This is a genomic window from Undibacterium sp. Di26W (genome assembly GCF_049340265.1).
Taxonomy (GTDB): domain Bacteria; phylum Pseudomonadota; class Gammaproteobacteria; order Burkholderiales; family Burkholderiaceae_D; genus Undibacterium.
The window spans coordinates 119,275-131,212 of sequence record NZ_JBMPOR010000014.1; the positions used below are offsets into that span (position 1 = coordinate 119,275).

General features: G+C 52.2%; 11 protein-coding genes. 3 read left to right on the forward strand and 8 right to left on the reverse strand.

All coding sequences use genetic code 11. The features are described 5' to 3' along the window. Positions 1-6: 6 nt before the first annotated feature. The 8 genes from ACO0LM_RS17075 to ACO0LM_RS17110 form a co-directional block, all read right to left on the reverse strand. Positions 7-483: a (2Fe-2S)-binding protein gene (locus ACO0LM_RS17075; RefSeq protein WP_422990617.1), complete on the reverse strand. Its 477-nt coding sequence runs from the start codon at positions 481-483 to the stop codon at positions 7-9. Between the two features lie 202 nt (positions 484-685). After that, complete coding sequence (pgeF, locus tag ACO0LM_RS17080; protein WP_423038446.1) at positions 686-1,354, reverse strand: peptidoglycan editing factor PgeF; 669 nt, start codon at positions 1,352-1,354, stop codon at positions 686-688. Positions 1,355-2,260: 906 nt separating this feature from the next. After that, a complete protein-coding gene (locus ACO0LM_RS17085; RefSeq protein WP_423038447.1) occupies positions 2,261-3,151 on the reverse strand; it encodes an AEC family transporter in 891 nt (296 codons plus the stop codon). A gap of 34 nt (positions 3,152-3,185) precedes the next feature. Further along, positions 3,186-3,776, reverse strand: a complete 591-nt coding sequence (locus ACO0LM_RS17090; RefSeq protein ID WP_422985490.1) for a response regulator transcription factor — start codon at positions 3,774-3,776, stop codon at positions 3,186-3,188. A 27-nt stretch (positions 3,777-3,803) separates the two neighbouring features. Continuing rightward, entirely contained in the window at positions 3,804-5,795 is a 1,992-nt protein-coding gene (locus tag ACO0LM_RS17095) for an ATP-binding protein (protein ID WP_423038448.1), read from the reverse strand. A 160-nt stretch (positions 5,796-5,955) separates the two neighbouring features. Then, positions 5,956-7,245: a TRAP transporter large permease gene (locus tag ACO0LM_RS17100; RefSeq protein ID WP_423038476.1), complete on the reverse strand. Its 1,290-nt coding sequence runs from the start codon at positions 7,243-7,245 to the stop codon at positions 5,956-5,958. A 98-nt stretch (positions 7,246-7,343) separates the two neighbouring features. Then, the gene (locus ACO0LM_RS17105; protein WP_423038449.1) at positions 7,344-7,982 is read right to left on the reverse strand and encodes a TRAP transporter small permease; all 639 of its coding nucleotides are present in this window, start codon (positions 7,980-7,982) and stop codon (positions 7,344-7,346) included. Between the two features lie 117 nt (positions 7,983-8,099). Next, complete coding sequence (locus ACO0LM_RS17110; protein ID WP_423038450.1) at positions 8,100-8,240, reverse strand: hypothetical protein; 141 nt, start codon at positions 8,238-8,240, stop codon at positions 8,100-8,102. A 410-nt stretch (positions 8,241-8,650) separates the two neighbouring features. Here ACO0LM_RS17110 and ACO0LM_RS17115 point away from each other — a divergent pair, with 410 nt between their 5' ends. From ACO0LM_RS17115 to xerD, 3 genes are all read left to right on the forward strand, one after another. Continuing rightward, the gene (locus ACO0LM_RS17115) at positions 8,651-9,655 is read left to right on the forward strand and encodes a TRAP transporter substrate-binding protein (protein ID WP_423038451.1); all 1,005 of its coding nucleotides are present in this window, start codon (positions 8,651-8,653) and stop codon (positions 9,653-9,655) included. A gap of 751 nt (positions 9,656-10,406) precedes the next feature. After that, a complete protein-coding gene (locus ACO0LM_RS17120; RefSeq protein ID WP_423038452.1) occupies positions 10,407-10,928 on the forward strand; it encodes a methylated-DNA--[protein]-cysteine S-methyltransferase in 522 nt (173 codons plus the stop codon). Between the two features lie 14 nt (positions 10,929-10,942). Next, positions 10,943-11,863: a site-specific tyrosine recombinase XerD gene (gene xerD / locus ACO0LM_RS17125; protein WP_423038453.1), complete on the forward strand. Its 921-nt coding sequence runs from the start codon at positions 10,943-10,945 to the stop codon at positions 11,861-11,863. Positions 11,864-11,938: the final 75 nt, after the last annotated feature.

Sequence of the window (11,938 nt, forward strand, 5' to 3'; positions counted from 1 at the left end):
TTCCCCTTATGCTTTCTTCTTGCTGTTGGCCAGCTCGGCTGCCCGGTGTATGCCGGCGCGTATGCGTAGATAAGACGCGCAGCGACACAGGTTGCCAGACATGGCAGCATCAATATCGGCATCCGTAGGGTGCGGTTTATTCTTCAGTAATGCCGCCGCAGTCATGATCTGGCCAGCCTGGCAGTAACCGCATTGCGGTACATCCAGCTCTTGCCATGCCTGTTGCAAGGGATGCGTGGCCTTGGCATCCAGGCCTTCTATGGTCGTGATTTTTTGCTTGTCCAGGGTCGACACAGGCGTCATGCACGAACGCGTGGGTACGCCATTGATCTGTACCGTACAGGCACCACACTGGCCTGCCCCGCAGCCATATTTGGTACCGACCAGGTTGAGTGAGTCGCGCAAAGCCCATAACAGCGGCGTATCTGGTGCGACGTCTACGGTTTGTATCTTGCCGTTGATGTTCAGGCTATGTTTGCTCATGGTGCTCCCGTGCAAGGATGAATTCAAGATGCAATATGGTGTACGCTTGCACATTGTAGTAGTTATTCACACAATCGGTGAAAAGTACATTTGGCACCTGACAAAAAGCATATTTTTGGCTATTTGAATGCCGGACCCCCTGGCCTGTGTGTAGGAATTGCTACCTGTGTTTAACCCGCACTCCCTATCGATGAAATATGTTTTAAGGCAGGATCACCAGACCAGAGTGCTGGTGAGAATTACGGTCACCGCGCCGGTAGCTGCGAAATGCGTGCTTGCCTTCTGCTGTCATGCTACACATGGTGCATGGCGTGACATGATCAATGTCCTGAATGCCAGTCTTTTGCAAGGCACGATTGGCCAGTGCATTCAGGCTGATATGGCGATGTGTGGGGCGGAGTGTGTTTGCATCAAGATCCGGAAATTGCCTGAGAAAATCGTCAGCCAGTTCTTCGCTGACTTCAAAACAGCATGGCCCGATATGCGCACCGATGGCTGCTACCCAATGCTGCGGCTGTTCCCCCTGCGCTGCCAGTTCTTGCCACAGGGCTTCAATTACGCCACCGACTATCCCGCGCCACCCTGCATGGGCCGCAGCGATCACGCTGCCATCACGTTTTGCCATTAGCACCGGCACGCAATCCGCCGTGATGATGGTCACGGGTATGCCCGGCAGTCGCGTAAAAAATGCATCGGCATCGCCACACTGTTGATTCTTTTCAGTAATCTCGACCACGCGCTTGCCATGCACCTGGAGTTTCACTGGTACCGTATCCCAGTGTGCACTCAGCGCAGCAGGTACAAATTCCCGGGCGTTCCCGAAGCCGTGGCGGATATGAGGGATGGTGGCGAGTAGGGGGCTGCTGTGCAAGGGGTGCTCCGGTGTTCGATTGCGAAAACAGGATTTTAGCGAGTTTTTTTGTTTGATGTTGGAGATAACGGGAGGGATGGGCATCTATCGATTAGAGGCAATCATAAAATAATGTCGCTCCAGCGTAGGCTGGAGTCCACCGGCGTTCGTTGCATGTCGTACTTTGATTAAAGCGATTGCCCTTCGTGGAACCAAGCCGGGTCTCGGCCCGGCGGCCGAATTCCTTTCTTTGCTTCGCCAAAGAACGGAATCAAAGAAAGGCGACCGCAGACTCGCTCCCTGCGGGAGTGCCCATTTATGTAGTGCAAAAAATGGGAAATGCCCGCAACTCGCTGCGCTCAAACATCGGTCATTTCTGATCCATTTTCTGCACTACACAAATGGCTTCGTCCCAAGCGGATTAGAGTCAACAGCGACCCCAACCGCAACGTCAAAAACTACCCCAACGTCAAAAACAACTGCAACCCCAACACCATGGTTAATCGATGGCATTCAAATAAATATGACTAGTGGTTGTGTTGACGTTGGTTTTGACTTTGCTGTTGCAGTTGACTCTAATCCGCTTGGGACGATGTAATTTGTGCGTCACAGAAAATGGAAAAAGAAGAGCCGGTGTCTGAGCGTAGCGAGTTTCGGATCTTCCCATTTTTTGTGATGCACAAATTATGCTGAAGCGCAGCGTAAGCACCCGAAGGGCGAGTCTGCGGTCGCCTTTCTTTGATTCCGTTCTTTGGCGAAGCAAAGAAAGGAATTCGGCTGCCGGGCCGAGACCCGGCTTGGTTCCACGAAGGGTAATCGCTTTAATTGACGACGAATGTATCCAAAGAACGCCACTGTAGCGACGTTAATATGATTGCTGCTTATTGCGCCTGTTTCGCAAACGATTGAGATCGGTATCCCTTCCCCTCACCGCACCAAACTCAACCACACCGGCAAAGTCAGCACCGACAACACGGTGCTTGCTGAAATCAGGAAAGCCACAAATGGCCCGTTGCCCCCCATGCGTGCCGCCAGCACATAGGCACTGGAGGCAGTGGGCAAGGCGCAGAAGATGACGGCGATTTGTAGTTGCAGTAGTGGTAGTTCCATCCAGCGGCCTAATAGCAGCGCGATTAAGGGCAGGGCCAGCAGTTTGACGGCCAGGAAATAACTGGCAATGCCTTTGGCTTGTTTCAGGCCGGACACCTGAATGCCGGCACCCACGGCCAGCAAACCGAGGGCGATGGACGCATTGCCAAGGCGTGACAGGGTGGCGGCGATGCCTTCGGGCAACTGGATTTGCAAGACGCTGAACAATACGCCACTGGCAGTACCAACCACCAGCGGGTTGCTGGCGATTTCTTTCAGCAGCCTGCCGCTATTGTGTGCCAGTGCATACACGGCTGCCATATTGCATAAGGGGACCAGGAAGCCAATCAGCAAGGCCATCAGCGCCGTACCTTGTTCACCGGCCAGGCGTGATGCCAGCGCCAGTGCAATATAAGAATTGAAGCGAAAGGCGGTTTGTACGCCGGATTCAAATATGCGTGGTGCCGTCTTGAACAGGAACTTTGCGCACCAGCCCAGCAACATGCCGCAGGCTGTGGCAAATACGGCTACCTGCAGCAGGTGACGGGTGGAATGGAAATCAAACTGCGTGCGTGCCGTGGTGTAAAACAGCAGCGCCGGGAACATGATGAAATAAACGATTTTTTCTACACCAGCCCAAAAATGTCCACCCCAATGTGCATGACGTGCCAACAAAAAACCAAGCAGTATCAGGGTGAAATCAGGGAAGAGCAGGGTGAAGATGGACATGCCCGGGTATTTTCTCTATGGTCAGAACGGTCTCTTATTTAAGGATGCCAGCCAGTTCGACGGCGGTCTTCACTTGCATCTTGTCAAAGATATGGGCGCGATGCACTTCAACGGTCCGCATGCTGATACCTAGCTGATCGGCAATGACCTTGTTCATTTTTCCCTGCAGTATCAGTTCCAGCACTTCTTTTTCACGGCTGGAGAGGGTCGCCAGGCGTTCATGGATGACGGCGGCGCTACCGGCCTGGCGCGATTGTGTCAGTGCTTCCTGCACGCGGTCCATGAGTTTGTTGTCGTTGAAAGGTTTTTCAAAGAAATCAAAAGCACCGCGTTTGAGGGTATCGACGGCCATCGGTACATCGCCATGGCCGGTCAGAAAAATCACAGGCAGACGTTTGATCAACTGCCTGGATGCCAGCATTTCAAACAGGCTGGTGCCGCTCAGACCGGGCATGCGCACGTCCAGCAATATGCAATCACCCTGGGTGTCGAAGGCCATGGGGCGGTCGAGTGCGGCCAGGAATTTTTCGGCGCTTTCATAACTGTGGGCGGCAATCTGCCTGGACCTTGCCAACCATGACAAAGCGTCGCGTATGACTTCTTCGTCATCAATAATGTGTAACATGCTGCCTCCCAGACGGTAATCGGCGCTTCAGTTGTCTGCGCTCTGCTGTTGTTGATAGATCGGTAATGCAAACTGGAAAATAGTACCACCCACAGGGTTATCCCTGTGTGACAGCTTGCCGCCATGGAATTCCACCGCTGTGCGGCAGATATTCAAACCCATGCCCATGCCCGATGATTTGGTCGTGAAAAACGGTGAAAACAGTTGTTCTGCCACTTCGGCAGGAATGCCATGCCCACGGTCTATTACGGCGACGATGACTTGCTGCATTTCTTCGTCATAGCTGGTTTCTATACGCAGGATACGATTTTCTGGTGGTGTTTTTTGCATCGATTCAATCGCATTCCTAGTCAGGTTCAATAATACCTGCTCCAGCAAAACGCTATCGGCCAGCACCATGGGCAGGCCGGATTTGATTTGCCATTGCAGGGCGACATGGCTGGTCTGAGCCTGCAGTTCGACCAGCGGCGTGACACTGTGTATCAGGTCGGTGATTTGTACCGGTTCCCGTGTGGCTTCGCGTTTTTTGACGAATTCGTGCACGCTGCGGATGATATGGCCGGCCCGCTGGGCCTGGGCATTGACTTTTTCCAGGGCGCTTTGAAACAGCGGGCGGTCCATGATGCCGGATTGCAGCAGGTTGATGGCACCCGTGGTGTAACTGGAGATAGCGGCCAGTGGCTGGTTCAATTCATGCGCCAGCATGGACGCAATTTCACCCATGGTGGCGAGTTTGGCGCTGGTATGCAGTTTTTCTTCCTGTTGCCGTGTCAGGTCTTGCGCACGTCGTAGTTCGGAAATGTCGAGGATGGAACTCATCCAGCCGGTTTGTCTGCCGTTTTCATTGATCAGTGCGGATTCGTAGATTAGCACCGGTATGCGTTCGCCGCTGGCATGCTGGTAGACGGTTTCAAAACCTTCGGACGGTACCGAGCCGGCCAGCAATTGGGTGAACCTTTGCTGATATTCTTCAATGGCTTCCGGTGCCCAGTAAGGCATGGGCGGTACCCGTCCTATGATTTCTTCTGGCGGGAAGCCCACCATCCGGCAAAATGCCGGATTGACATAGGTCAGCCGGCCTTCCATATCGCGTGCCCGCAAGCCGGTGACAAGAGAGTTTTCCATCGCGGTACGAAAGGTAACCTGCTGCCGCAACGCGCCTTCTGCTGCCAGCCGGCGATTGATATCACGCCACAGCGCCATCAGGCTCCAGATCAGGCCTGCCGACAACAGGATGACAGACAGCACCAGCAGGTTGGACAGCAGCTTGGGCTCGCTTTTGATGCTATTGGTGCGCAAGATCAGGGTCAGGCTGGGCAGTTCCAGGGCCCGGCTGTGGGTATACACGCTTTTGCCACTGCCACCGGCAGCGCGTTCGGCCAGTATGCGGTCATCAATGTCGGTGATGGTGATCTGGTTATCCTGGGCAAACCACCAGGGCACCAGTTCCTCCAGGATGCCGCTCATGCGGTAGCTGATCATCATGCTGCCTATGCGCCGTTCATCCTTGATCATGGGGATCTGGCAATGCAGCAGATAGGCATTCTTGGCATTGATTTCCAGCACCGGCCTCAGGCAGACGGTTTCTTCACTGACATCCAGTGAACCGAATTCAAATTTGGGTACCGGCAAACGTTCGGCATTGGCCACCGTGTTTTCACGGGTATCGACGACGACCTTGTTGTTGGCGTCATACCAGGCAATGCGCTGGACTTCGCGGTTGTTTTTCAGGATGGCGCGAAAGCGATCCAGCACGGTTTCTCTTTGCAACTTGGCCGAGGCGATTTCACCACCGATCTGGCGCAAGACTTCATCATTGCGGGTTAACTGGAACTGTATGGCCTGCTCTACCCACAGCGAATCGGCGATCAGCTGTTCTTGTCGTTCGTTGGCTTCCATGCGCTGAGCCTGCCACGGCAGCCAGATCAAGGTGGACAGAAACAGTAACAGCAGCAGGATGGGAATGATCCAGCGCCATTTCTGATTTGGCCAGGATTGGGTGCGGTAGAGGCTTTTCATGGGCCTAGTTTACTGTACCCTCAGCTTTACGGACAGAGACAATGCATGGACGTGTGGCAACCGTGGTAACAGCTTGTCATGCAGCTGCATAGCAAATCTGGACCATCCCGGTGTGGGGATGGTCCAGATTTTAAAAAGCTTTGCTTGTTGCATGCCTTCCTTACATCATGCCCATTGCCCTTGGTAGCCATAAGGACAAACCTGGCCAATAGGTGACGATGACGAGGAACACCAGCATCGTGCACAGCCACGGCATGACGGCAACAGTCAGTTCGGTGATGCTCATTTTCGAGATACCGCTGGCAACATACAGGTTCAGGCCTACCGGTGGGTGGCACAGGCCAACTTCCATATTGGCATCGATCAAAATACCAAAATGGACAGAATCTATGCCTAGACGGATGGCGGCGGGATGCAGAATCGGTGCCATCACCAGGATGATGGAAGAGGGTTCCATCACGTTGCCAGCCAGCAGGAGCAGGATATTGGTAAAGAACAGGAAGCCTGCGCGGCCGAGTTCTTTTCCTAATATCCAGTCTGCCATCATTTGCGGAATATTCTCATGCGCCATCAGGAAAGAGAACAGGACCGCATTCGTGATGATATACAAGAGCATGGCTGACAGCGCTGCCGAATTCACCAGGACTTTGGGGGTATTGGATATCTTCATGTCTTTGTAGACAAAGACGGAAATCAGGAAAGCGTATACCGCGCTCATCGCCGCTGCTTCGGTGGCAGTGAAGATGCCGCTATAAATACCACCGATGATGATGACGACCAGCAGCAGGCCCCAGATGCTTTCGCGGAAGGCTTTCCAGCGTTCACCCCAAGTGGCTTTCTTCATACGCGGATAGCCATTTTTCTTGGCCAGGAACCATGTGGTGGTGCACAGCATGGCTGTCAGCAGCATGCCCGGGAACAAGCCGGCCACGAACAGTGCACCAATCGAAGTATTGGTCGAGATGGCATAAATGACCTTGGGGATCGATGGCAGCATCAATATCCCCAGAGAACCGGCGGTGATGATGACACCGGCACCGAACTGTTTGGGATAACCCTGCTTGACCATGGCAGGCAGGATGATGGAGCCGATAGCCACAACCGTCGCCACGCTTGATCCACATACCAGCGCAAACATGGCGCATGAAATAATGCCTGCCAGTGCCAGACCACCATGCCAGTGGCCGACCATGCTGGTGGCAAAATTGATCATGCGTTTGGCGACGCCACCATGGGTCAGGAAATTCCCGGCCAGGATAAAGAAAGGGATCGCCATGATCTCGAATTTCTCTATGCCGGTGAACAGTTTCAAGGCGACTGCTTCAATTGGCACCTGGGTCAGCAGGTACATGAACATCAGCACAGTCAGGCCCAGCGCAATGGAGACGGGAATGCCGGTCAGCATCAGCGCTATCAGCAGGGCAAAGACGATGCCGACCTTGCCTACCATGCACATGGCGCCAAGTGCCAACCCGATACACAGCAGGACTATCGTGGCACGTTGCTTTGACATCTGTTTGATGCCCAGGGTATCGATGGCGGCGCTCATTACACACCTCCTTTCATGGCAGGGGTTGCGGGTAATTCGACGGCATTTTCTTCGTCACTCAGACCTTCGACATGGGCATGGTCATGCTGAGGCAATTCGCCGGTACGGTGAAAGATGACGCCAACCTGCAGGAAACGGAAGCACATCAGGTAAGAACCCATCCAGACTGCGGAATAGACTATCCAGGTAGGCCATTCAAGATCTGGTGTGGTAGGGCCTTCAGACAGTTCACTGCCAGCGATGCCGAACAGATTAAACAGCGCATAATGCATGCCGTTTTCCCACACGAAGGTCAGGCCCAGGGTACCGATGATGGCGGTAAAGATTGCTCCGCATGACAGGGCTGTATACACGGTGGCGTTGCGCCATTCGGCTGGCAGCCGGGTGACCAGCACATCTACCCCCACGTGCACCCCGGCGCGTACACCATAGGCAGCACCAAATTTGGCCATCCAGACAAACATGATGATGCACAGTTCCTGCGCCCAGCTGAAATGCAGCGACAACAACCAGTCCTGGACATAAGGAATGCTGAAACCGGTACCGTAACGGTGCAGTACCGAGATAAAAATGACGAGCGTTGCACCGCCCATAAGGAGGGCGATAATCCACTCTTCCAGATGATCGAGGAATTTCATGGCAGGTTCCCAGTTGAATAAAAGATTGGTGTTATTGTGAGAGTAATAGCCAGGCATCAGCAAGCAAGCCATGCAATACGGCAGATTTGCAAGGCAGATTGATATGTGTATCTTCGTTCAGATCAGCTTGTTTCGACAAGTATCTGCTGTACTTGCATGTGGTATTTCGATACCAGCGATGCTGGTCAGCGAGATTGGCCACACAGTCAGTGGAATGTTGGCAGGATACGTGGTCGCTGCGGTGGACGTTGTTTTCATAAGGTCTCCCATGTTGCAAGAAAATCATTTTTGTTATGCCTTATATTTTCCGGCAAGCACGTAACGAGCTGCAACTGTGGTTATCCACATCTCTATGGAATAAGCGACACTTTTCCAGATTCCAGAAACAGTTAGATCATTTGCAGGCACTTGCAACCGGGCCCCGTTTTTTTGAACAATCGCAAACAAGCTTACGCCCCGTCACATGGTCCTGGCTGTCGACACGTTATCATCCCGGAAACTACGCATCATGCTTATCCATGGGAGCAATGCGTGTATTGATATGACGTGATGTATTTGGACTGCATCCCTCGTTCAACCCTGTGTACTTGTGGTTTTCCACAGTTGCCGGATAATGCCGGCATTGAAATAATCCCTGCAATAATCCATAAAAATGTCTGGAGACAAATATGAAACTGAAATCAGTGCTGTTTTCCCTGTTGGTCGCTTCCCTCGTGAGTGGTGCCGCATTTGCGCAGGCCCCTATCGTCATTAAATTCAGTCATGTGGTTTCCAACGATACGCCTAAGGGTAAAGCTGCTGAGCGTTTCAAAGAATTAGCTGAGAAAGCCACCAAGGGACGCGTCAAGGTTGAGGTCTACGCAAACAGCACCCTGTATAAAGACAAGGAAGAGCTGGAAGCCCTGCAATTGGGCGCAGTACAAATGCTGGCACCTTCGCTGGCCAAATTCGGTCCTTTGGGTGTGAAAGAATTTGAAGTTTTTGATCTGCCGTATATTTTCCCTTCAAAAGACGTGCTGTATGCAGTGACTGAAGGTCAAATCGGCAAGGACCTGATGAAAAAGCTGGAACCCAAAGGCATTACTGGGCTGGGTTTCTGGGACAATGGGTTCAAAGTGATGTCGGCCAACAAGCCCATGCATTTGCCGGCTGACATGAAAGGGCAAAAAATGCGTATACAGTCATCCAAGGTGCTGGATGCGCAAATGCGTGCATTGGGTGCCAATCCCCAGGTGTTGGCATTCTCAGAGGTCTACCAGGCCCTGCAGACAGGTGTGGTTGACGGTACTGAAAATCCACCATCCAATCTGTACACACAGAAAATGCATGAAGTGCAAAAGCACGTAACCCTCACCAACCATGGTTACCTTGGCTATGCTGTCATCGTCAACAAGAAGTTCTGGGACGGCTTGCCAGCCGATATCCGTGCGCAACTTGATGAGGCGATGAAGTCTGCCACCAAATACGCGAATGCAATTGCCCAGCAAGAAAATGACAATGCCCTGGAAGCCGTCAAAAAATCTGGCAAGACAACGGTCTATGTGCTGACCGACAAGGAAAAAGCGGAATGGCGCAAAGCGCTGTTGCCGGTACAAAAAGAAATGGAAGGCCGTATCGGCAAGGATTTGATCGCCAACGTCAATAAAGAAGGCCAGAAGCTCGGCTACAAGTAATACAGTCCTCTCCGCAGTCCTCTCCGGTATCGCCAGGGCATGCAGTGCCCGTGGCGATGTGTCGCATTGCCAGATGTCATGTGACCCTGTTCCTTGCTCTGCACAGGCTGCTGGCAGCATCGACGCCGGTATCCGCGACAAACCCACAAGCTTGAATTGTTTAGCCAGTACAGGAATCCCCAAAATGGTGATTCCTGTACTGTTGGTAACGGGTTGTCACACTTTTGTCACACTTGAGAAGAGAATTCGCTTGCAGCTGCTAATTACTTAAGCAAGTCACATCCCGATGGCATTGCTAAAACTAATATATAAGTAGATAAATAAAAGCAGGATTAACCAAAGTTAAAAAGAAATTGCTGTGTTTTCCGCTAGGAAATACGGCATTTTTTATTTTCGCAAAATAAAAATTGGCATTGCCTAGCACATTTTTAGAGGTTATGATCATATTTCACAAATCTGCAACAACGCACCAATTTGTACCATTTTTATTTTGAAAGCCAATTCTGACCATGCTATATTCTCGTCAGTTCAGATTTTTGCAAGACGAAAAGCAAGTACCAGTTTAAAAGGCGGTAGTGCAAAATAACGGTAAAGATACCGTACACACTGAGGAGACGCGCGTTTTTACTACAAGCTGAGCGGATGTGATAAATTAAAAAAATCATGTACGCTAAACAGCCGAAAACGCGAAAGACGTTTTAAAGGCGCATCAGATGATGCGCCTTTTTTTCTTTTGCCTGAAAGGAAAATCATGCTGGACAAAGAGTCGGGTATTTTTTCAGCCATCGTAGAGGCACCTTTCGGTGCTGTCGGTATTCGCAGTGAAGGCCCCCACATTTCTGAACTGGTATATCTGCCAGCGCGCTTTAAAGAAAAAGCACCGATTGACAAGTTGACCGAGCAGGCAGCGAAACAGGTTGATGCTTACCTGAAGAATCCTGATTTTCAATTCACACTGCCTTTGAAAGGTGCCGGTACGGCTTTTCAGGGCCGGGTGTGGCAGGCAATTTCATCCATACCGCGTGGACAGGTATTAACCTATGGGCAGATTGCCAAACATTTGCGCTCTGCGCCACGTGCCGTAGGCCAGGCTTGCGGTGCCAATTGGTACCCACTGGTGATCCCCTGTCATCGTGTGACGGCTGCCGGTGGTATCGGTGGCTTTGCCCACCATGATGACGAAACCGGTTTCCATCTTGGTGTGAAACGCTGGCTACTCGCCCACGAAGGCGTCGCCGGCTACACCCAGACTCAGGATGCATTGTGGAAGTAAAAGGCAAGTCAGGCATGCTGCCAGAACCTGCGATTGCTTTACCGGCCAGTATAACGGCACAAATTGACCAGTTTTGTGATGCCTTGTGGCTGGAAGACGGGCTGGCCAAAAACACCATTGAAGCCTATCGGCGCGACATGCGCCTGTTTGCCGAATGGCTGCAGCATACCTATGGTAAAGACCTGTACCAGGTCAGCCATGCGGATATCGGCAGCTATATTGCGGCGAAACATGCCAGTTCCAAAGCCAGTTCTGCCAACCGGCGCATGAGCGTACTGAAACGTTTTTATCTATTGGCATTTCGTCAAAACCTGATCAGCCAGAACCCCTGCAGCAAACTGCGTTCGGCCAGGCAGGCACCGCGTTTGCCGAAGACCATGAGCGAAGCCCAGGTGGAATCCCTGTTGAAAGCACCTGACGATTCGACCCCGCTGGGCTTGCGTGACAGGACCATGCTGGAAGTGTTGTACGCTTGCGGCTTGCGGGTCAGTGAACTGGTGGGGCTGCGCTCTATTGAAGTAGGCTTGAACGAAGGCGTCTTGCGGATTACCGGTAAGGGCGGCAAAACCCGCCTGGTACCTTTTGGTGAAATAGCCCGCGCCTGGCTGGAACGTTATTTGAAAGAAGGGCGGCCTGCCATCTTGAATGGACAGATTGATGATGCCCTGTTTGTCACCGCACGCGGCGCGGCCATGACGCGGCAGATGTTCTGGATACTGATCAAGAAATATGCGGAGCAGGCGAATATTGCGGTGGCATTGTCACCCCATACCTTGCGCCATGCCTTTGCCACCCATTTGCTGAACCACGGTGCGGATCTTAGGGTGGTGCAGTTGTTGCTGGGGCATGCGGATATTTCGACGACACAAATCTATACCCATGTCGCCCGGGAACGTTTGAAGAAACTGCATGCGCAGCATCATCCGCGTGGTTGACAAAAAAAAGCGCCCGAAAATTTCCGGGCGCTTTCAATATCTTAGGAGTCATTGTTTGAGTGGACTGACTCCCTA

Bases quoted from the DNA above. Each gene is read 5' to 3' on its own strand.
- ACO0LM_RS17075 (WP_422990617.1), bottom strand. From the start codon at position 483: ATGAGCAAACATAGCCTGAACATCAACGGCAAGATACAAACCGTAGAC.
- ACO0LM_RS17085 (WP_423038447.1), bottom strand. From the start codon at position 3,151: ATGTCCATCTTCACCCTGCTCTTCCCTGATTTCACCCTGATACTGCTT.
- ACO0LM_RS17090 (WP_422985490.1), bottom strand. From the start codon at position 3,776: ATGTTACACATTATTGATGACGAAGAAGTCATACGCGACGCTTTGTCA.
- ACO0LM_RS17095 (WP_423038448.1), bottom strand. From the start codon at position 5,795: ATGAAAAGCCTCTACCGCACCCAATCCTGGCCAAATCAGAAATGGCGC.
- ACO0LM_RS17100 (WP_423038476.1), bottom strand. From the start codon at position 7,245: ATGGTAGGCAAGGTCGGCATCGTCTTTGCCCTGCTGATAGCGCTGATG.
- ACO0LM_RS17105 (WP_423038449.1), bottom strand. From the start codon at position 7,982: ATGAAATTCCTCGATCATCTGGAAGAGTGGATTATCGCCCTCCTTATG.
- ACO0LM_RS17110 (WP_423038450.1), bottom strand. From the start codon at position 8,240: ATGAAAACAACGTCCACCGCAGCGACCACGTATCCTGCCAACATTCCA.
- ACO0LM_RS17115 (WP_423038451.1), top strand. From the start codon at position 8,651: ATGAAACTGAAATCAGTGCTGTTTTCCCTGTTGGTCGCTTCCCTCGTG.
- ACO0LM_RS17120 (WP_423038452.1), top strand. From the start codon at position 10,407: ATGCTGGACAAAGAGTCGGGTATTTTTTCAGCCATCGTAGAGGCACCT.
- xerD (WP_423038453.1), top strand. From the start codon at position 10,943: ATGCTGCCAGAACCTGCGATTGCTTTACCGGCCAGTATAACGGCACAA.